Consider the following 19,836-nt stretch of genomic DNA (forward strand, 5'->3'; position numbering starts at 1 on the left):
AGCGAGGAGAAGTGTGGCTCTATATAAAGTCAAAAGCCCAATCCGGGGATTGGGCTTTTTTTCAGGGCCGCCATGGGCTCAGCTCAAAGCGCTGTTGCGTTCGATTACACGGTCACCACCACCTTCAGCAAGGGTTTGGCCTTGTGGGGTGCGGTCCGAACCATCAGCAGCGAGGGTTTGGCCCTGTGGAGTGCGATCAGAACCGTCGGAAGCCAGGGTTTGGCCTTGAGGGGTGCGATCGGAACCGTCGGCAGCCAGGGTTTGGCCTTGTGGAGTGCGATCCGAACCGTCAGCAGCAAGGGTTTGGCCTTGTGGAGTGCGGTCGGAACCGTCAGCCGCCAGAGTTTGACCTTGTGGGGTTTTGTCGTAGCCGTCTTGGGTGATCAAGCCTTTTTCTTTCAGGCGATCATTACCACCTTCGGCAAGGGTCTGGCCTTGTGGAGTGCGATCCGAACCATCGGCTGCGACGGTTTGGCTGAACACCGAGTGGCTGTCTTTGACTTGTGGTGTGGCTTGATCAGCAGCTGGCAGAGCAAAAGCGGTGCTGGCTAGCATCGAAAGGGTAAGGCTAAGCAGTAATTGGCGTTTCATGATGGGTTGCTCCTTGGGAGGGCGATAAAGTGGGTACGAGGGCAATGCTACTCTCGATAAGTCGATATAAAAGTTCATAAACGCAATGGTAATAATCAACAGAATTGATTGTTTGACGCAGAGGCTCTAGAACGGGCGTTTCCGGCGGGCCGTTTTGCACTGAGGTGGGTATTTTCGACTCACTCGTGCCGCACAAAAGTGCGGGACCGGTAACGCCAGAAGCGGGCGCACTGTGTCCGCGGCCGATTATTTGAGCGTTAAGAGGCATTTCAGTTAAACCTGCGAGCCATTTCCCAGTCGTAGATTTCATGGCAGGCCGGTTCTGGCCTACCGTTTCAAACGTGCGTCGCAGTCAGGGCGCTCAGTCGTATTCAGGAGCCCTGTGCAATGACGCGCACTTCAAAAATAATTACTTGGACCTTCGCCAGCCTGGTTGTCCTGCTGGCAATACTGGTTCTGATCATCGTGTTCTTCGATTGGAACCGGATCAAACCGCCGCTCAATGCCAAAGTCTCCGAAGAACTGCATCGTCCGTTCGCCATTAATGGCAACCTCGCGGTGGTGTGGCGGCGCGAGCTCGATGAAGGCGGCTGGCGTGCCTGGGTGCCGTGGCCGCATGTGGTGGCCGAGGACCTGAGCCTGGGCAACCCGGACTGGTCGAAGCAGCCGCAGATGGTCACCCTCAAACGCGTCGAGTTACGCATCTCGCCGCTGGCCTTGTTGGCGCAACGCGTGGTGATCCCGCGCATTGACCTGACCGAACCGAATGCCGACCTCCAGCGCCTGGCCGATGGCCGCGCGAACTGGACGTTCAAGTTCGACCCCAAAGACCCGAACGCCGAACCGTCGAATTGGGTGGTGGACATCGGTGCCATCGGCTTCGACAAGGGCCACGTCACCCTTGACGACCAAAACCTGAAAACCCAGCTCGACGTGCTGATTGATCCGTTGGGCAAACCGATTCCGTTCAGCGACATCGTCGGCGACAAAGCGGCGAAAACCGCAGTCGAGAAGGGCGGTGCTCCCCAGGACTACGCGTTCGCGATCAAGGTGAAGGGCCAATACCACCAACAGAAACTCGCCGGTGAAGGCAAGATCGGCGGCCTGCTGGCGTTGCAAGACGCGGCCAAGCCGTTTCCGCTGCAAGCCCAGGTGAAGATCGCCGACACCAGCGTCGAACTGGCAGGCACCCTGACCGACCCGCTGAACCTCGGCGCGTTGGACCTGCGCCTGAAACTCGCCGGCAGCAGCCTGGCCAACTTGTACCCGCTGACCGGCGTCACTCTGCCGGACTCGCCTCCTTACGCCACCGACGGTCACTTGACCGCCAAGCTGCATGACTCCGCCGGTGCGCAGTTCCGCTATGAAGGCTTCAACGGCAAGATCGGCAACAGCGACATTCACGGTGACCTGGCTTACGTCGCCAATCAGCCACGGCCCAAACTCAGCGGTTCGCTGGTCTCCAATCAATTGTTGTTTGCCGACCTCGCGCCGTTGATCGGCGCCGATTCCAACGCCAAGCAGAAGGCTCGTGGCGGTGAAAGCAAGCAGCCGACGGACAAGGTGTTGCCGGTCGAGGAGTTCAAGACCGAGCGCTGGCGGGATATGGACGCGGATGTCGAATTCACCGGCAAGCGCATCGTCCACAGCGAAAAACTGCCGTTCACCGACCTCTATACCCACTTGGTGCTGACTGACGGCGTGCTGAGCCTGGAGCCCCTGCGTTTCGGCGTGGCCGGCGGCAAGCTCGATGCGCAGATTCGCCTCAATGGCCGCACCGAACCTTTGGAAGGCCAGGCGAAGCTCACGGCGCGGGGCTTCAAGTTGAAGCAGTTGTTCCCGACCTTCGAACCGATGAAAACCAGTTTTGGCGAGCTGAACGGCGACGCCGATATCTCGGGTCGTGGCAACTCCGTGGCCAAGTTGCTGGGCACGTCCAACGGCAAGTTGAAAATGCTGATCAACGACGGCGCCATCAGCCGCGAGTTGATGGAGCTGGCCGGGCTCAACGTCGGCAACTACGTGGTCGGCAAAATCTTTGGCGACAAGGAAGTGAAGATCAACTGCGCAGCGGCGGACTTCGACATCAAGACCGGCCTGGCGACCACGCAGTTGTTTGTCTTCGATACCGAGAACGCGATCATCTACATCGATGGCACCGCGAACATGGCCACTGAGCAACTGGACTTGACCATCACCCCGGAATCCAAGGGCTGGCGTTTGATTTCATTGCGCTCGCCGCTGTACGTGCAGGGCAAATTCATCAAGCCGAGTGCCGGGGTGAAAGCTGTGCCGTTGTTGCTGCGCGGTGCGGGGATGGTGGCGCTGGGCGTGATTGCTGCGCCTGCGGCGGGGTTGCTGGCGCTGGTGGCGCCAAGTGGTGGCGAGCCGAACCAGTGTGCGCCGTTGCTGGAGCAGATGAGGGCGGGCAAGGCGCCGGTCACCGTTAAGCCAACCAAGTAAATCTATGGCGTCTGTGAAGACGCCTTCGCGGGCAAGCCTCGCTCCTACAGGTTCGATGATCCCCTGTAGGAGCGAGGCTTGCCCGCGAAAGCGATCTACCAGGCGCTACAAATCTTTCAGAATGTCAGCCATATCGTCCGCATGCTCTTCTTCCTGAGCCAGGATGTCTTCGAAGATGCGCCGTGTGGTCGGGTCTTTTTCGCCGATGTACTGGATGATCTCGCGGTAGCTGTCGATGGCAATCCGCTCGGCGACCAGGTCTTCGTAGACCATCTCCTTGAGGTTGTTGCCGGCCACGTATTGAGCGTGGGAGTTTTTTGACAGCAGGTCGGGGTTGAACTCCGGCTCACCGCCCAGTTGCACGATGCGCTCGGCCAGACGGTCGGCGTGTTCGGCTTCCTGGTTCGCGTGTTCGAGGAATTCGTCGGCGGCCACGTGGGCCTTGAGGCCGTTGGCCATGAAGTAGTGGCGCTTGTAGCGCAATACACAGACCAGTTCAGTGGCCAACGATTCATTGAGCAAGCGCAGCACCTCGTCTAGGTCGGCGCTGTAGCTTTCGGTCACGGCACCGTTTTCGACGTTCTGGCGGGCGCGTGCACGCAGGGTGGTTACATCAGACAAATGCATGTCGCTCATCTCGATCTCCTGGAGGCTAATCCGGTTTGCGTCACGCCTCTGGGGACGTGATCGCTACTTAAGGTGTGAGTTATGAGCGCTGCAGAAAGTTTTATGTAATTGAACCAGCGGTCAGCCTTTGTTGATCTGGATCACGCAAGGCATGCCCTGACGCCCGCGCCTCCTCGCGCAGCCATTCGAAAAACGCCCGCACCGGCGGATGCCGTTCGCGCCCCGGCACGCACAGCGCGCTGTACCCGGCGCCATCGATCTGAACCTCACCTTTGTAAGCCACCAGCAGCCCGTTGGCGACGCTCTCGGACACCAGGATATTGCTCGCCAGTACCAGCCCTTGCCCGGCGATTGCCGCTTGCAAGGCGTAATGCTCTTCGTCGTATTCACGCACCGCCGGATGCCCGGCCAGCCAGGTTTCGCCGGACTGTGCACACCAGGCCTCCCAACTGTACGCGTCAAATTTCGCATGACACCACCGCACGCTGATGAGTGTCGGTACCTGGCTGGCCGCCAGGGCGACCTGTTCGGCGGAGCCATAGACACCAAAGGACTCGTCGAACAGGCACAGTCCATAAAGGTTCGGGTAGCCGTCGAGGGTGTAGCGCACCACCAGATCGACACTCGCGTCCTGATGCAAATCGATGACGTCACAATGGGTGTCCAGCCGCAGGCTGATATGCGGATACCGCGCATAGAAGCGCCCCAATCGCGGCACCAGCCACAGCGCAGCGAACGCGGCGATAGTAGAGATCGTCAGGCTCGTGCCACTGCGTTGCGGGCGCAGCGTGTCGACGCTCTGCGCCACTTCCAGCAAAGCCCCGTGCAGGCTCTGGAACAACCGCTCGCCGCCCTGCGTGAGGCGCACCTGTCGCGGCAGCCGTTCGAACAGCGCAATGCCGAGCCAACTCTCCAGCGAACGAATCTGATGGGAAATCGCCGTGGGCGTCACCGACAGTTCCTCGGCGGCGGCCTTGAAACTCAGCAAGCGCGAAGCCGATTCGAAAGCGCGCAGGGCGGTCAGCGGCAGCGAGGCGAACATTGAATACTCCATGGATGAAATGGATTCATCCTGAATGACTTTTGCTCATTTGAAGAGGGACTGCTTTGCACGACAGGCTGCAAGCCATTCAAGTGTAGTTCTTTAGGAGATTCAGATGAGTTCAGTTCTTGTAATAGATGTAAGCCCCGGTGACGAGCGTGTTCATTCCCGGCGCTTGGTCGAGGAGTTCTAAATGGCCTGGTTTTTTTTGCTGATCGCTGCCGGGTTCGAAATCACTTTCGCCATGAGCATGAAGTACTCCGAAGGCTTCACTCGGCTGTGGCCGTCGGTGATCACCGTCGTGGCGGCAATTGCCGGGATTTACTTCCTGACCCTGGCCATGCGCGAGTTGCCGGTGAGCATCGCCTACCCGATCTGGACCGCCATTGGTTCTCTAGGCACAGTGTTTCTCGGCTTTGCGCTGTTGGGCGAAACCCTGACCGTGGTGAAGCTGATATCGGTCGGGTTGATCGTGACGGGCGTCGTGGGGCTGAAGTAAAGCGTGTTTGGCGGATGTCATAGACTGGTCATGTTCGCTGGCGATGCTTGGCTGATGTCTTGCATCCCGCCTTGCGTCACCTCACCGATCACAAGGATGTCCGCCCATGTCGCAAGGTTCCGCCACGCGTTACCCGTTGGTGCTGGTCCCCGGAATGCTCGGGTTTATCCGCGTGCTTTTTTATCCGTACTGGTTCGGGATCGTCGCGGCGTTGCGCCGGGGTGGTGCGAGCGTGTTTGCGGTGCAGGTGTCGCCGCTCAATTCGACCGAAGTGCGTGGCGAGCAGTTGCTGGCGCGGATCGACGAGATCCTGCGGGAAACTGGCGCCGAGAAGGTCAACCTGATCGGCCACAGCCAGGGCTCGCTGACCGCGCGCTACGCCGCCGCCAAACGCCCGGACCGCGTGGCTTCAGTCACTTCGGTGGCCGGGCCCAATCACGGCTCGGAACTGGCGGACTACCTGCACAAACATTACCCGGCGGACAGCGCCAAGGGCCGGGTGCTCAGCGTTTTGCTGCGGATAATCGGCGCCTTGATGAGCCTGCTGGAAACCGGCTATCGCGGACCGAAACTGCCGGTGGACATCAATGCTTCGCACCATTCCCTGACGACCGACGGCGTGGCGCAGTTCAACCAGCGTTATCCACAGGGCTTGCCTGAAACCTGGGGCGGACAGGGGCCGGAAGAGGTCAACGGTGTGCGTTATTACTCCTGGTCCGGCACCTTGCAGCCGGGCAAGACCGATCGCGGCGGTAATCTGTTCGACGGGACCAATCGTTTTTGCCGGTTGTTTGCGACAACGTTCGTGCGCGAAGCCGGGCATTGCGACGGGATGGTCGGGCGCTATAGCTCGCATTTGGGCACGGTGATTGGCGACGAATATCCGCTGGATCATTTCGATATCGTCAACCAGTCGCTGGGGCTGGTGGGGAAGGGCGCGGATCCGGTGCGATTGTTTGTCGAGCATGCGGCGCGGTTGAAGGCGGCCGGGGTTTAACCTTCAGACCGAGTCATCGTTCTTCGCGGGCAAGCCTCGCTCCTACAGGTAAGGTGACCTCTTGTAGGAGCGAGGCTTGCCCGCGAAGGCGTCAGCTCAGGCAACGCTAATCTTGCGGCCCAACACCGTGGTCCACCGCTCCGAAAGAATCACCCCACCCAACGTCAACATCCCACCGACCAAGTGATACATCGCCAACTGCTCATGCAGCACCACCGCCGCAATCAGTGCGGTAATCACTGGCAGCAGGTTGAAGAACAGCGTGGTCCGGCTCGGGCCCAGGCGCACCACGGCTTGCATCCACGCCAGTGGCGCAATCATCGAAGCCAACAGGCAGGCGTAGAGCACCAGCGGAATATTCTGCAGGGTCAGGCCGGTCTTCGGCGAAATCACAAACAGCGGAAACAGCACCAGCACCGCCACCCACACCTGCATATACAACAACACCAGCGGCGGCAGGCGCAGCTGCCATTTTTTCAGCAGCGTGCTGTAGATCGCGTAGGCCAGGGTCGCGATCAGCATCATTGCGTCGCCCAGGTTCACTCCATGTTCCAGCAACGCACCCAAGCTGCCCGACGACACCACCACCAAAACACCGGCGAACGACAACACCGCGCCGGCCAGCGCCCCGGCGGTCAGGCGTTGGCCGAGGCTGATAATCGCCATCGCCAGGGACATCAGCGGCATCAGCGACAGGATGATGCCCATGTTGGTGGCCGTGGTCAGGCTTGCGGCGAAGTAGGCCAGGCTCTGATAGACCGCCATGCCGAGCACGCCGAGGATGAAAATCTTGCCCAGGTTCGGGCGGATCAGCGGCCAGTGGGCGATCACCGGTTTGAGCATGAAGGGCGTGAACAGCATCCCGGCCAGCAGCCAGCGATAGAAGCCGATCTCGGCGGGGAAAATCGCGCCGGCCGACATCTTGGTGATCACGGTGTTGCCGGCCCAGATAAAAATGGCCAGCAGGGGATACATGTATTGCATGAGGGAAAAACCAGAACGTTGATGAGGGGCAATTATCCGCTTGTCTGGATGCAAGCCTATACTGCGATCCAGACAATCGGCCCCGGATGACGGACAGCATGAGCAGTAAACACATCGATCTGCTGGATTTCAGCGAACTGCCGGCCCCGGTGTACTTCCGCTACGCCGATTTCGACACCCACGAATACGCCTCGGCCCACCGACATCCGTGGGGCACGCTGGAGTATTCGGCCAACGGCGTGTTGCACATGGAAATCGGCAACAGCCGCTTCATGTCGCCGCCGCAGTACGCGGTCTGGGTGCCGCCGCAGACCGAGCACAGTTTCTACAGCAACCAGCCGATCAACTACCGCGCGGTGTGCCTGGCGCCGTCGCTGTGCCGCGACCTGCCGCAACAGGCCTGCACCCTGGCGATCAGCGACATCCTCAAGGCGATCCTCAAGGACTTCGCCGCCCGTGACGTGAAAATCCCGGAGCACGAAACTGACGTGCGCCTGGCCCAAGTACTGGTGGACCAGTTGCAACAGGCGCCCGAACACGCCTGTTATCTGCCCTACGCGCGCAATCCGGGTTTGCTCGGAATACTCGAAGCCTTGCAAGCCGAACCTGGGGATAACCGGCCATTGGCCGATTGGGCGGCGCAGATTCATGTCAGTGAACGCACGCTCGCCCGGCAGTTCTTGCGTGAGTTGGGCATGAGTTTCGGCGAATGGCGGCAACGCCTGCGGTTTCTGGCGGCCATCGAAGCGCTAGACAGCCAGCGCAGCATTCAGAACATCGCCTTCGACATGGGTTACAGCACCGGTTCGGCATTTATCGCGATGTTTCAGCGCCAGGCCGGGTGCACGCCGGAGCAATACCGGCGCAGTCATCTTGAGACAAGGTGAAGGTGTAACGGGGTTTGTCTACACTTCAGGGCGAGGCCGCATCCATCGGTGCGGCAACAAGGAGAAAACTCCATGAAGATGTTGCGTGTCCCTTTGTTGATGATCGGTTTGCTGCTCTGCTCCCAGGGCTTCGCCGCCACGGCCCAACAGAACAAAATGACCACCTGCAATGCCGACGCTACCGCGAAAAGCCTCAAGGGCGATGAGCGCAAGACATTCATGAGCACGTGCCTCAAAGCGGCCCCGGCCGCCAATGACGCGAAAACCCTGACCCCGCAGCAAGAGAAGATGAAAACCTGCAACGCCACGGCCGCCACCCAGGCGCTCAAGGGCGATGCGCGTAAAGCGTTCATGAGTGATTGCCTGAAGAAAAAGTAGGTATTGGTCCGGAAAATGTGGGGGTCTGAGGGCCTCTTCGCGAGCAGGCTCGCTCCCACATTTGCCCGGTGAACACAGATCCATTGTGGGAGCGAGCCTGCTCGCGAAGAGGCCAGTCAGGGCACTGAAAAAAGCCGTCAGTCCCCCGACCAAGGTCGACCTACACAATCCCTAGTGCTGGCCCCGGATCGCTGGCAGACTGCCCATCCTTTTACGCCGTTCGTTTTGAGGCTGTATGCCAACGTTTTCTCAACGTCACGTCTTGCTGTTTATCAGTTGGGTCATCATCTTCGGTGGTTTGCTGCTGGTCCTCCCTCTGCGCCTGCTGCCCAGCCTGCTGGCCGGGCTATTGGTGTTCGAACTGGTCAACATGCTTACGCCGCAATTGCAGCGGCTGATCGAAGGTCGCCGCGCCCGTTGGCTGGCCGTGGCGTTGCTTGGCACGTTGGTGGTCAGCGTGCTGGCGTTGATCTTCGCCGGTGCAATCAGCTTCCTGCTGCACGAAGCGGAAAACCCCGGCGCTTCCCTCGACAAATTCATGCACGTGGTCGACCGCGCCCGCGGGCAACTGCCGCCGTTCATCGACGCCTACCTGCCGGCCAGCGCCGCCGAATTCCGCGTGGCTATCGGCGAGTGGATGAGCAAGCACCTCAGCGACTTGCAATTGGTGGGCAAGGACGCGGCGCACATGTTCGTGACGTTGCTGATCGGCATGGTGCTGGGCGCGATCATCGCCTTGCAGCGGGCACCCGACGTGACCAAGCGCAAACCGCTGGCCGCTGCCTTGTTCGACCGCTTGCACCTGCTGGTCCAGGCGTTTCGTAACATCGTGTTTGCGCAGATCAAGATTTCCCTGCTCAACACCTTCTTCACCGCGATCTTCCTTGCACTGATCCTGCCGATGTTCGGCATCAAGCTGCCGCTGACCAAAACCCTGATCGTGCTGACGTTCCTGCTCGGCCTGCTGCCGGTGATTGGCAACCTGATGTCGAACACCCTGATCACCATCGTCGGATTGTCGCTGTCGATCTGGGTCGCCGTGGCGGCGCTGGGTTATCTGATTTTTATCCACAAGCTCGAATACTTCCTCAACGCGCGCATTGTTGGCGGGCAGATCAGTGCCAAGTCGTGGGAGTTGCTGCTGGCAATGCTGGTGTTCGAGGCCGCGTTCGGCCTGCCTGGGGTGGTGGCGGGGCCGATTTATTACGCGTATTTGAAGAGTGAGTTGAAGCTGGCGGGGATGGTGTAATCAGGTAGAGGTGTAGTGCCTGAGCTGGTGCCTTCGCGGGCAAGCCTCGCTCCTACAGGGGATCGCACAAATCCTGTAGGAGCGAGGCTTGCCCGCGAAGGGCACCACTCGGTCCTGGATCAGTCCATCGAGCCGTAACGCTTCATCGCCTCAATCGCCAAACCGCTGCCGATGCTGCCAAAGATATTCCCTTCCACATGCCGCGCGTTCGGCAGCATTGCCGAGACGCTGTTGCGCAGCGCCGGAATCCCGCTCGAACCGCCGGTGAAGAACACCGTATCGACCTGATCAACCCGCACGTTGGCATCGTTCAGCAGTTGCGTGACGCTGTTGCGCACGCGTTCCAGCAGGTTGTCGATGGCGGACTCGAACAATGCGCGGGTCAATTCAACGCTGAGGCCCGGCTCGATACGGTCCAGCGGCACGTGGCGGCTGTCGGCGTGGGTCAGCTGGATCTTGGTTTCTTCCACTTCCATGGCCAGCCAGTGGCCGGCGCGCTGGTCGATCAGCTTGAACAGGCGATCGATACCGCCGGTGTCTTCGATGTCGTAGCGCATGCTGCCCAGGGCCAGGGTCGACTTTTGCGAGTACACCGAGTTGATGGTGTGCCAGGTCGCCAGGTTCATGTGGTGGCTGGTCGGCATGTAGGCGCCGCTCTTCATGCGGCTGCCGTAGCCGAACAGCGGCATTAGGCCTTGCAGGCTCAGTTGCTTGTCGAAATCGGTCCCGCCGATGTGCACGCCGCCGGTGGCGAGGATGTCATCGTGGCGGTTGTCGTGCATACGGCGCTCGGGCGACAGGCGCACCAGCGAGAAGTCGGACGTACCACCGCCGATGTCGACGATCAGCACCAGCTCTTCTTTTTCGATGGTCGACTCGTAGTCGAATGCCGCTGCAATCGGCTCGTACTGGAACGACACGTCTTTGAAGCCGATGGCACGGGCTACGTCGACCAAGGTGTTTTCAGCTTCCTGGTCGGCCAGTTCATCATCGTCGACGAAAAACACCGGGCGACCCAGCACCACTTCTTCGAACTCGCGACCAGCGGCGGTTTCGGCGCGCTTCTTCAACTGGCCGATAAACAGACCCAGCAGGTCCTTGAACGGCATCGCCGTGCCGAGGACGCTGGTGTCGTGCTTGATCAGCTTGGAACCCAGCAGGCTCTTGAGCGAGCGCATCAACCGGCCTTCGTAGCCTTCCAGGTACTCGTGCAGCGCCAGCCGGCCGTACACCGGGCGGCGTTCTTCGATGTTGAAGAAGACCACCGAAGGCAGGGTGATCTTGTCGTCCTCCAGCGCGATCAGCGTTTCCATGCCGGGGCGCAGCCAACCGACGGTGGAGTTGGACGTGCCGAAGTCGATACCACAGGCACGGGCTGGGGATGCGTTTTTCATGTCTTTCGAGTTCCGGTTAAAAAACGGCCGCGCAGTGTATGTCAGTGCGGCGAAGATTCGAAGGCCGACTATCCGCTAAATCACCATCAATAGCGCCTTGATAAGCTGGCCGGATGCCCCAAACTTGTCTGCATCGACCCTGGCAGCCATTCGGCGGTCGCAAGAACCGCCAGCCGCTGCCGATAAACTTCTGATGCGCTGCCCGGTCACAATCTTGAGATCGGTCAACCCGGTGGCTGTTAATACGCGCATGCTGCCGGCAGTGGCGCGATTTGATAACGGATGGTGATCCTTAGATGGACTTCAAAGACTATTACAAGATTCTCGGTGTGGAACCGACCGCTGACGATAAGACGATCAAGGCCGCCTATCGCAAGCTGGCTCGCAAATACCACCCCGACGTCAGCAAGGAAAAGGACGCCGAGGCCAAGTTCAAGGACGCCTCGGAAGCCTATGAAGCGCTGAAAAGTGCGGACAAGCGCGCCGAGTACGACGACTTGCGCAAATACGGCCAGCACGGCCAGCCGTTCCAGGGCCCGCCGGGTTGGCAGGGACGTGGCGGTGGCGGCGGTTTCGGTGGTGGTCAGGACACGGGCGATTTCTCGGACTTCTTCAGTTCGATCTTCGGCAACCGGGGTCCTGGTTTTGGTGGTGAGTCGCGTCGCAGTGCCGGACGTCGAGGGCAAGACGTGGAAATGGAACTTGGGATTTTTCTGGAAGAGACCCTCTCGAACGAATCGAAGAAGGTCACCTTCCAGGTGCCGCAATACAACGCGGCCGGCCAGCATGTGAGCAACACCCCGAAAAGCCTGAACGTGAAGATCCCGGCCGGTGTGACCGACGGCGAGCGTATCCGCCTCAAGGGCCAAGGGGCTCCGGGTGTCGGTGGCGGCGCCAATGGCGACCTGTTCCTGATCATCCGTTTTGCGCCGCACCCTAAATTCGACGTCGAAGGCGAAAACCTGATCATCACTTTGCCGCTGGCGCCGTGGGAACTGGCGCTGGGCGCGGAAGTGGCGGTGCCGACCCTGACCGGCAAGATCAACCTCAAGGTCCCGGCCGGCAGCCAGAACGGCCAGCGCATGCGCGCCAAGGGCCACGGTTTGATGAACAAAAAGGGTGAGCGGGGCTTCCTGTTCGTGCAACTCAAGGCTGTGATGCCTAAAGTCCTGGATGATGAAACCAAGGCGTTGTGGCAGGAACTGGCGAAGAAAGCCGCGTTCGACCCGAGAGAAAATTTTTGATCCGCTAGAACCATGGAGCTACTGACTATGAGCAGTCCCCTGATCGTTCAACTGGACATGGCAGAATTCTGTGAGGCGACCGACCTGTCGGACGTCTACGTGATCGAAATCGTCGAACACGGCATCCTCGAACCTCAGGGCTCCGCGCCCAAGGACTGGCGTTTCAACGATTACGAACTGGCCCTGGCCAAGCGCGCCGCCAAGCTGCGGCGCGATCTGGAACTGGAATGGGAAGGCGTCGCCCTGGCGCTGGACCTGCTTGAAGAAGTCCAGCAACTGCGGGCGGAGAACCGGATGCTCAAGCAGCGGTTGGGGCGGTTGGTGGTTGAGTAGATAGTCTGAAGTTGCTGTGTTGTCTATTCGGCCGCTTTCGCGAGCAAGCTCGCTCCCACAGGATATGCGTTGTACAAAAATTCCCTGTGGGAGCGAGCCTGCTCGCGAAGAACGATAACGCGGTCCGTCGGCATTAAACCTTTCTAGGCAACACCACCGTAAACAACGTCCCCTCCACCTCATTGGAACTGACTTCTATCGTCCCCTGATGAGCGTTGACCACTTCCTTGACGATAAACAATCCCAACCCAAGGCTGGTCGACGGCTGCCCGAGTTCTTCGCTGGCCGTGCGCACCAGCGGGTCGAAGATCGTGCTGAGCGCATCCTCCGGAATCGGTACGCCAAAGTTATGCACCGTGAGGCGCACCGCGTAGGGTTCGCCGATGAGGTTCACCGTGACATCGCGTTTGTTCGTGCCATGTTGCAACGCATTGCCGATCAGGTTCTGCAGCAGCTGAGCGATACGCCCGGCATCCCAGTTGCCTCGGGTGTCGCCGCTGATAGTGAGCATGGGATCGCACTCGGGATTGCCGGCGCAGGCCTGGGCGATCGCTTCATGCGCCGCGTCGGCCATGTCCATCGGCTTGGGGTCGATCGGCAGGCTCTTGCCCAGGCGACTGCGCACCAATTCCAGTAAATCCGCGACCATCACCGACATGTGCCGGGTGCCGCGCTGAATGTGGTGCAAACAGGCCAGTGCGTCGCCTTCAAGATTGACTTTGCGCTGCAGCAACTCGGTGGACATGCTCACTGCTTGCAACGGTGCGCGCAGGTCATGGCCGAGGATCGCGAGGAAGAGGTCCCGCGAGTGGTTGACCTGCTCGGCATAGGCGGCGGTCGATTCGGCCAGGGCTTCGTCGATGGCTTCGTTGAAGCGGATCATGTCCTGGAAGTACGCCAGGTCCGGGGCTTGCAGGCTATTGACCCACAGGCGAATCACGCAGGCCCGCAGATGGCGGAACTCGGACGTCATCTGCACCAGATCGAAACCGACGTTGTGCCGCAACTCGCCATGGCTGGCGGCGGCCTGATCCAGGCTGGGGGTTTTTTCCGGACCGTCGCCCATGGCCTTGGCGGCTTGTTCCTGGGCGGTCTGGGCGGTGTTCATGTCCCGCGCGGCCGCCAGAAGAATCGAGCTGGCGTGATCGCGCAAGGTGATGCGATCAAGGTTTTCGTCCGGCGTGATGACGCGGGCGAATTGCTCCCACTCATCGACGATACGATCAACCTCAACCACGATGAATTCGCTTAGGCGCATGGACGATGGTTCCGAACAAAAAATGACCGTTGATGGCGCAGCATCTTAGCCTCTTCACGGCCGGGTAAACACTGCTGAATGCGTGGGTGCAGGGCGAGTGACCTGGCAGGTGGTATTTATATATATCCGGTATTTCATTTATTAAAGTGTCCGCAGGTTTTTAACGCTGTTGTCCGCAGGATTTTGATCTTTTATTAACGGACTCTGCTCGCTAGCCTGATGCCTCCAATAATCATGGAAGGTTGTTGTTATATGGCTGATATACGGAACATCAGGGAGGATGCAGCGACTGTCACTGAAACCATGACACTCGGTTTTCATATCGATCGCATCAAACAGGCGATCCAGGATTCGCACGGGATGATGCCGCCAGATAGCCTGCTGGCTAATGAGGACGGCGTGACCGAGTTCTTTGCGCCGTGGTATCTCAAGGCTCGTAAGATTGACCGCGATGCACTCAAGGATCTTTACAGTCGGCGCTGGCTGCTTCAGGGATACCTCGATAAGTTGTTGGATAAGTTTGAAACTGATATTCGAGACTTCGCCGAGCCGCTACTAAATAAAGCATTAAAAGATCAGTGGGATATTGAGCTGGATGTTCGCGTGGCCGAACTGCGTTTATATGTCCCCAGTAAAATTATCTTCGGCATTGATCGAGGGGCTGACCATTTCAAACAAATGACCCTGCTCGATGCGGCGCTGCACAACTTCGAGGCCGACGAAGCCGAGCCGGCGGCGTTCCGCGATGGCTCCGGCGTGTTTACCCTCGATGCGGAAAACGCGCCCTTGCGCCACGCCATGACCGTCGCGCAATTTGTCACGCTGTGCCGCACGCTGGACCTCGGCGCGCAATATCAGACTCATCTCAAAGGCATCCTGACCCCGACGTCGGCCGCCGCGCGGATGGAGTTGCAACTGAGGTCCGTCACCAGCGACAAAGCCGCGTTCAAACTGGCCGCACTGTTGGCGCGGCTCAAGGGCGAGGTCAGCGCCCACGGTTTCGGCGCGCTGCTGAAAGTGCACGACGGCGAACCGGATAATTCCTGGTATGGCGCGCCGATGCACTGCCACCGTCTGTCGCTGATGGGCTTCAGGCTCGGCGGCATCGTGCTGTTCAGCGCCGTAGCCGAACCGTCGCAGTTAAAGAAGGCAATTGATGCACTGACCTCTGAACAGTTGAAATTCTGGAGCGAATGGTCGGATCGCATTCCGGTGCTGCCGGGCAAGGAATATGAGCTGTTCAAACTGATCAAGGCGTTTTTCGCCAATGGTCCCCAGGGCATGTCCGAGGAACTGGCGCGCAAGGATGATCTTCATCGGCAAAACCGTCTGGCGGGACGGCTGATCGCCTACATACCCGGCGACCCGCAGCACCCGATCAAAGAGTACGACTCGTTCACCGACTTTATGCAGACCCTGGTCAGTCAACTGCGCGGTGTCGAGTATCAGCAGTTTTTCAGCCGTTTCGTCGATCAGAAGGACAAAGGCGTATTTTTCGCCCGGGTCAACGAACGCCTCAAGACCTTTAAATGGGCGCAACGAAAACCTCTGGACATGGGCCCCTGGTGGCGTGAGACACCTATCGAGAACGCCAACCCGGAACCGCTCACCCATGTCATCAGCGGCAACGTATGGAGTGCGTTGTTCACCACCCGACGGGACAAAGCCATTGCCGATGCCCGGCGTATTGCGGTGCCAACCGGCGACGAAGATGCGCAAACACGCTGGAAGCGCCTGACCGGTTATCTGGACATCGCCTGGAACGTGTTCAACTTTGCCGGGATGCTGATTCCGGGTGTGGGCGAAGCGCTGCTCGCTCTCATGGTTGCGCAATTGGTCGAAGAACTCGCCGAGGGCTTTGAAGACTGGAGCAAGGGCGATCGCGAAGAAGCGGCGGGGCACATCAGTTCGGTGCTGATCAACGGCGCGCAACTGGCGCTGATGGGCGCCGGGCATGTGCTGCCAACCGGGGCCGCGCTGTCGATACAGCCCTCGCCGTTTGTCGACAACTTGAAATCAGTGGAGCTGCCCGACGGCAAGACAAGCCTGTGGAACCCCGACCTGACGCCGTATGAACGACAGATTCCGCTACCCAATAACGTGCGGTCGAATGAGACGGGTCTGTTGCTGCACGACGGCGAGACCGTGCTGGCGCTGGATGACAGACACTACGCAATCAAGGAAGGCCCGAACAGCAACGGCCATCGCATCCGCCATCCCTCGCGCGCCAACGCGTACGAACCGCAAGTGGCCCACAACGGTGCTGGCGCCTGGACCAGCGAACTCGATCGACCTCAGCTTTGGGATGAAGCCAAAGTCTGGCGGCGTTTCGGGGCTGCGTTCGAAGAACTGCCCAGCGCCCGCCAGGGACAGGTACGGATCGTCAGTGGCGTCGATCACACCCGATTGCGCCGGATGCACGTCGAACAGGAAAGTCCGCCAGCGTTGTTGATCGACACGTTGCGGCGGTTCAAGGCCTATGGCGAGGCCGAGGCACTGGGGCCGCAGATTTTGCAGAACAAATTCGAATCGCTGTACAAGGCTGGTGAAGTGACGGCGGATGCTCGGCAACTGCTGCTGCAACGGGAATATCCGACGATGCCAGGCGCTGTCGCGCGTGAAATGCTCAAGCGGATTTCGCCCGAAGACCTGGCATTCATCGATCAAAAAGATCGTCTGCCGTTGCAGGTCAAGGCCTTGGCAAAACGTGCCATGGCCGAGGTGCGGACGGTGCGCGCCTACGAAGGTTTGTATCTGGAGGTGCTGGCGAACGCCGACACTGAACGGCTGGCGCTGCACAGCATGGCGGCGCTGCCCGGCTGGTCATCGTCCGTGCGCATCGAAGTTCGCGAGCTCTCGATCATGGGCAAGTTGCGCGACAGTGTCGGACCGCCGGATGCCGCGAACCGCAAGGTGCTGGTACTCAATGAGGAGGGAGCATTCGAAGCACGCGATCATCGCGATCAGCACCTGCACGGCGCTGACGATATTTATAGCGCTGTGCTGCATGCGTTGCCGGATGCCGAACGCGAGGCGTTGGGCTTTGAAATTGTCGAAGGCGCCAGGCTCAAGGAAACGGTGCAGAGGCAACCGCTGGCTCAAGAAGAACTGAGCTCGATTCTCGAGGATTACCCCACGTTCAAGCCGGCCTATGACCCGGAACACATGAAGCTCCCCGGTGGCATGTGGGGATACCGATTCAACCCTTCCCCGGCCACGATTCGATACCGTGCCAGTTGCTTGTATCCCCAATTCACCGATGTCGATCTTGACGAGATGATGAGTCGGTTTTCTGCAAGGGGCGAGCTCGTACAACAGATAAGCGCGCTCGAAGACGAGTTCGATGCGTTCAGCCGAGTCATGAATCGTTGGGTCAACCAGTTCGGCGAGGCGCCGCGTTTCAGTCGCAGTGGTTTATCCGAGTTCGAGTCGCGCAACCAGATCTACAAGACTCTTCGTCAATGCTGGCAACGCACCGGTCCCCGTGGCGCCGAGGTCACGGGGGAAGCGCATTCCCAGGCACTTGACCTGAGTGTCATGGACCTTGGAAAACATCTGGAAAGCATGCCGGTACTGAGTGCGAACTTCGACCATGTGACGAATGTGAACCTGGCGGGGAATGGCTTGCGCGACAGCCACGCGACGTTTGTGCATCACTTCCGTCAGGCGCGCCAGTTGGACCTGCGCAACAACCGGATGACCCGCCTGCCATCGGTAATCGGCGGCATGAGGCATCTCACCAACCTGCTGTTGAGTAATAACCAGATTGTCTTGACCGTCGAGGCGGTGAATAGCCTGCGGGGCCTGACGCAAATGCGCTCCATGTCACTGATGGGCAATCCGCTGGGCCTGCTGCCCGATATCAGCCGGATGCGCCACTTGGTCATGCTGCAAATGAGCAATACCGGGGTGAACACCTGGCCGACAGGGCTGTTCCTGCAAGTGCGGCCACGGCATTTTTTCCTGGACTTGCGCGAATGCCCGATCAGCCTGATTCCCGACGTCGCGCCGGGTTCGTTCCGTGCGGAACTGCTGGCGCGCACACACATCAGCCTCGAGCCGCGCTGGATGTCTGCACAAACCCTGGAACAGTTGAAGCTGTACGTCGAATCGGTGGGGCTGGACCCGGAACGCCCTTTTGCGCCATTAGGGCCGCTCGACAGCATCAACTGGAGCGCCGGTCTGAGTGAACCGCGGTGGCAAACCCTGCAACCGATCTGGGACAACCTGGAAGACGAGTTCAGCTCGTTTCCGTTTTTCGAAAAGCTTCATCAGCTCACCAAAACCGCGGATTTCAAAGCGGTCGACAGCACCTACCGAATCGGCCTGAGTGCCAAAGTCTGGCGCATGATCGAAGCCATGGCCGAAGATGACGCGCTGCGCGACAAGATCTTCGCCGAAGCGGTCGCGCCGACCGAATGCGTCGATGGCTTGACCCAATGGTTCAACGCCATGGGCATCGAGGTGATGATCCACGAGGCTTATCAGTTGCAGAACGCGGACCTGGTCAAGGCCGGGTTGGTGCGTTTGGCCAAGGGCAAGACGCGGTTGCAACAGGTCGATGCGATTGCCCGTCGGCATATTTCCGAACGGCTGGCGGTGGGGGAGACTTACCGACGGGTCAATGCTGAAGGTCAGGTCACGGGCACGATTGATGAAGTCGAGGTCCACCTGGCGTTCATGACGGATTTGGCCGAGCGCCTGAACCTGCCCTGGCAGGCGCGGGGCATGCAGTTTCGCAAGATAGCCGGCGTGACCCCTTCGATGATTGAAACGGCCTATCAGCGGGTGTTGGCGCTGGAGGAAGGCGATCTTCTGCGCGATGCGATCGCTGAATTGCCCTTCTGGAAAGCCTATGCCGAGGGCAGCAATCGGCGGCTGTTCAGCGCATTCCGGCGCAAGCTGGAAGCCCTCACCGACTTCAAGATGGCCATGGACGAACGGGCTGACGCAGTCGATCTAACGCCTGAAGCGCGAGAGCGTTTGAAGGAAAGAATCCGCGTGTTGGCCGCTGAACTGGGCAAGCCGGAAAGTGCCTTCGCACCGGGTCAGGTGATGACCGATGAGGCGTTCGACAGCGAGTACAAGAGCGTGCTCGACGAGATGGAGCAGCTACTGAAAAAACTGACTCAGGACGCGATGGACTGGGCACGACTGGACAAGGACGACGCGCCGTTTGCGTAATGAAACCTGGCATTGATCAAGCCCCGATGTGCGCATCGGGGCTTTTTTTTTGGCTTAAAACAGAAAGTAACGCTGGGCCATCGGCAGGACTTCCGCCGGCTCGCACCACAGCAACACACCGTCGGCCTTGACCTGATAGGTCTGCGGATCGACGTCTATGTTTGGCAGATAATCGTTGTGGATCAGGTCGGTTTTCTGCACCTCTCGGCAGCCTTTGACCACGGCGATTTTCTTCTTCAAACCAAGCGCCTCGGGCAATCCCGCTTCCTGCGCAGCCTGACTGATAAAGGTCATGCTGGTGGCGTGCAGCGAGCCGCCGTAGCTGGCGAACATCGGGCGGTAGTGCACCGGTTGTGGCGTCGGGATCGAGGCGTTGGCGTCGCCCATCAGGCTGGCGGCAATCGCGCCACCTTTGAGGATCAGCGTCGGCTTGACCCCGAAGAACGCCGGGCGCCACAGCACCAGGTCGGCCCATTTACCGATTTCAATCGAGCCCACTTCATGGCTGATGCCGTGGGTGATCGCCGGGTTGATGGTGTACTTGGCGATGTAGCGTTTGGCGCGGAAGTTGTCGTTGCCTTCACCGTCCTGGGGCAGCGGACCGCGCTGCTTTTTCATCTTGTCGGCGGTCTGCCAGGTGCGGGTGATGACTTCGCCGACGCGGCCCATGGCCTGGCTGTCGGAGCCGTTGATCGAGCAGGTCAAG

The 19,836-nt window shown here is 59.6% G+C and carries 15 protein-coding genes and 1 pseudogene; 9 read left to right on the plus strand and 7 right to left on the minus strand.

The genetic code is table 11. From position 1 onward, the window contains the following. Positions 1–78: 78 nt before the first annotated feature. Complete coding sequence (locus ACIOYV_RS24690) at positions 79–591, minus strand: hypothetical protein (RefSeq protein ID WP_401327792.1); 513 nt, start codon at positions 589–591, stop codon at positions 79–81. 387 nt (positions 592–978) lie between these two features. On the opposite strand from ACIOYV_RS24690, the gene ACIOYV_RS24695 reads away from it, so the two are divergent. Next, entirely contained in the window at positions 979–3,054 is a 2,076-nt protein-coding gene (locus tag ACIOYV_RS24695) for an AsmA family protein (RefSeq protein WP_401327795.1), read from the plus strand. A 105-nt stretch (positions 3,055–3,159) separates the two neighbouring features. Here ACIOYV_RS24695 and ACIOYV_RS24700 read toward each other — a convergent pair whose 3' ends face one another. Continuing rightward, the gene (locus tag ACIOYV_RS24700; RefSeq protein ID WP_054616379.1) at positions 3,160–3,690 is read right to left on the minus strand and encodes a bacterioferritin; all 531 of its coding nucleotides are present in this window, start codon (positions 3,688–3,690) and stop codon (positions 3,160–3,162) included. A 91-nt stretch (positions 3,691–3,781) separates the two neighbouring features. Beyond that, complete coding sequence (locus ACIOYV_RS24705; RefSeq protein WP_401327799.1) at positions 3,782–4,735, minus strand: LysR substrate-binding domain-containing protein; 954 nt, start codon at positions 4,733–4,735, stop codon at positions 3,782–3,784. A 181-nt stretch (positions 4,736–4,916) separates the two neighbouring features. Between ACIOYV_RS24705 and ACIOYV_RS24710 the strand changes: the two genes are divergently transcribed. Both ACIOYV_RS24710 and ACIOYV_RS24715 read left to right on the plus strand, forming a co-directional pair. Further along, the gene (locus tag ACIOYV_RS24710) at positions 4,917–5,222 is read left to right on the plus strand and encodes a multidrug efflux SMR transporter (protein ID WP_290028072.1); all 306 of its coding nucleotides are present in this window, start codon (positions 4,917–4,919) and stop codon (positions 5,220–5,222) included. Between the two features lie 106 nt (positions 5,223–5,328). Beyond that, positions 5,329–6,219, plus strand: coding sequence for an esterase/lipase family protein (locus ACIOYV_RS24715; protein WP_401327803.1), 891 nt, complete (start codon positions 5,329–5,331; stop codon positions 6,217–6,219). Positions 6,220–6,315: 96 nt separating this feature from the next. Here ACIOYV_RS24715 and ACIOYV_RS24720 read toward each other — a convergent pair whose 3' ends face one another. After that, positions 6,316–7,203, minus strand: a complete 888-nt coding sequence (locus ACIOYV_RS24720; protein WP_401327806.1) for a DMT family transporter — start codon at positions 7,201–7,203, stop codon at positions 6,316–6,318. A gap of 98 nt (positions 7,204–7,301) precedes the next feature. On the opposite strand from ACIOYV_RS24720, the gene ACIOYV_RS24725 reads away from it, so the two are divergent. The 3 genes from ACIOYV_RS24725 (at position 7,302) to ACIOYV_RS24735 (ending at position 9,717) form a co-directional block, all read left to right on the plus strand. Next, a complete protein-coding gene (locus ACIOYV_RS24725) occupies positions 7,302–8,090 on the plus strand; it encodes an AraC family transcriptional regulator (RefSeq protein WP_401327809.1) in 789 nt (262 codons plus the stop codon). A 72-nt stretch (positions 8,091–8,162) separates the two neighbouring features. Next, the gene (locus ACIOYV_RS24730) at positions 8,163–8,468 is read left to right on the plus strand and encodes a PsiF family protein (RefSeq protein ID WP_054044065.1); all 306 of its coding nucleotides are present in this window, start codon (positions 8,163–8,165) and stop codon (positions 8,466–8,468) included. Between the two features lie 235 nt (positions 8,469–8,703). Next, a complete protein-coding gene (locus ACIOYV_RS24735; protein ID WP_054044064.1) occupies positions 8,704–9,717 on the plus strand; it encodes an AI-2E family transporter in 1,014 nt (337 codons plus the stop codon). Positions 9,718–9,836: 119 nt separating this feature from the next. On the opposite strand, the gene ACIOYV_RS24740 is transcribed toward ACIOYV_RS24735, so the two are convergent. Further along, positions 9,837–11,111, minus strand: a complete 1,275-nt coding sequence (locus ACIOYV_RS24740; protein ID WP_265042758.1) for an Hsp70 family protein — start codon at positions 11,109–11,111, stop codon at positions 9,837–9,839. Between the two features lie 296 nt (positions 11,112–11,407). Between ACIOYV_RS24740 and ACIOYV_RS24745 the strand changes: the two genes are divergently transcribed. Together ACIOYV_RS24745 and ACIOYV_RS24750 are read left to right on the plus strand one after the other, a co-directional pair. Further along, positions 11,408–12,355: a DnaJ C-terminal domain-containing protein gene (locus ACIOYV_RS24745; protein WP_054044062.1), complete on the plus strand. Its 948-nt coding sequence runs from the start codon at positions 11,408–11,410 to the stop codon at positions 12,353–12,355. 27 nt (positions 12,356–12,382) lie between these two features. Further along, entirely contained in the window at positions 12,383–12,688 is a 306-nt protein-coding gene (locus tag ACIOYV_RS24750; RefSeq protein ID WP_054044061.1) for a chaperone modulator CbpM, read from the plus strand. Positions 12,689–12,821: 133 nt separating this feature from the next. On the opposite strand, the gene ACIOYV_RS24755 is transcribed toward ACIOYV_RS24750, so the two are convergent. Next, positions 12,822–13,946: a sensor histidine kinase gene (locus tag ACIOYV_RS24755; protein WP_401327814.1), complete on the minus strand. Its 1,125-nt coding sequence runs from the start codon at positions 13,944–13,946 to the stop codon at positions 12,822–12,824. 252 nt (positions 13,947–14,198) lie between these two features. Between ACIOYV_RS24755 and ACIOYV_RS24760 the strand changes: the two genes are divergently transcribed. Next, positions 14,199–19,130, plus strand: coding sequence for a dermonecrotic toxin domain-containing protein (locus tag ACIOYV_RS24760; protein ID WP_401327817.1), 4,932 nt, complete (start codon positions 14,199–14,201; stop codon positions 19,128–19,130). Positions 19,131–19,184: 54 nt separating this feature from the next. Here ACIOYV_RS24760 and ACIOYV_RS24765 read toward each other — a convergent pair. After that, positions 19,185–19,836 (minus strand): annotated as a pseudogene (locus tag ACIOYV_RS24765) (amidohydrolase family protein); the annotation flags it as partial.

Origin of the sequence: Pseudomonas sp. NPDC087342 (assembly GCF_044744265.1) — a bacterium.
Classification (GTDB): domain Bacteria; phylum Pseudomonadota; class Gammaproteobacteria; order Pseudomonadales; family Pseudomonadaceae; genus Aquipseudomonas; species Aquipseudomonas nunensis.

What these genes read in the sequence shown, in the direction of transcription:
- ACIOYV_RS24690 (WP_401327792.1), bottom strand. Translation starts at nt 591, where the DNA reads ATGAAACGCCAATTACTGCTTAGCCTTACCCTTTCGATGCTAGCCAGC.
- ACIOYV_RS24695 (WP_401327795.1), top strand. Translation starts at nt 979, where the DNA reads ATGACGCGCACTTCAAAAATAATTACTTGGACCTTCGCCAGCCTGGTT.
- ACIOYV_RS24700 (WP_054616379.1), bottom strand. Translation starts at nt 3,690, where the DNA reads ATGAGCGACATGCATTTGTCTGATGTAACCACCCTGCGTGCACGCGCC.
- ACIOYV_RS24705 (WP_401327799.1), bottom strand. Translation starts at nt 4,735, where the DNA reads ATGGAGTATTCAATGTTCGCCTCGCTGCCGCTGACCGCCCTGCGCGCT.
- ACIOYV_RS24710 (WP_290028072.1), top strand. Translation starts at nt 4,917, where the DNA reads ATGGCCTGGTTTTTTTTGCTGATCGCTGCCGGGTTCGAAATCACTTTC.
- ACIOYV_RS24715 (WP_401327803.1), top strand. Translation starts at nt 5,329, where the DNA reads ATGTCGCAAGGTTCCGCCACGCGTTACCCGTTGGTGCTGGTCCCCGGA.
- ACIOYV_RS24720 (WP_401327806.1), bottom strand. Translation starts at nt 7,203, where the DNA reads ATGCAATACATGTATCCCCTGCTGGCCATTTTTATCTGGGCCGGCAAC.
- ACIOYV_RS24725 (WP_401327809.1), top strand. Translation starts at nt 7,302, where the DNA reads ATGAGCAGTAAACACATCGATCTGCTGGATTTCAGCGAACTGCCGGCC.
- ACIOYV_RS24730 (WP_054044065.1), top strand. Translation starts at nt 8,163, where the DNA reads ATGAAGATGTTGCGTGTCCCTTTGTTGATGATCGGTTTGCTGCTCTGC.
- ACIOYV_RS24735 (WP_054044064.1), top strand. Translation starts at nt 8,704, where the DNA reads ATGCCAACGTTTTCTCAACGTCACGTCTTGCTGTTTATCAGTTGGGTC.
- ACIOYV_RS24740 (WP_265042758.1), bottom strand. Translation starts at nt 11,111, where the DNA reads ATGAAAAACGCATCCCCAGCCCGTGCCTGTGGTATCGACTTCGGCACG.
- ACIOYV_RS24745 (WP_054044062.1), top strand. Translation starts at nt 11,408, where the DNA reads ATGGACTTCAAAGACTATTACAAGATTCTCGGTGTGGAACCGACCGCT.
- ACIOYV_RS24750 (WP_054044061.1), top strand. Translation starts at nt 12,383, where the DNA reads ATGAGCAGTCCCCTGATCGTTCAACTGGACATGGCAGAATTCTGTGAG.
- ACIOYV_RS24755 (WP_401327814.1), bottom strand. Translation starts at nt 13,946, where the DNA reads ATGCGCCTAAGCGAATTCATCGTGGTTGAGGTTGATCGTATCGTCGAT.
- ACIOYV_RS24760 (WP_401327817.1), top strand. Translation starts at nt 14,199, where the DNA reads ATGGCTGATATACGGAACATCAGGGAGGATGCAGCGACTGTCACTGAA.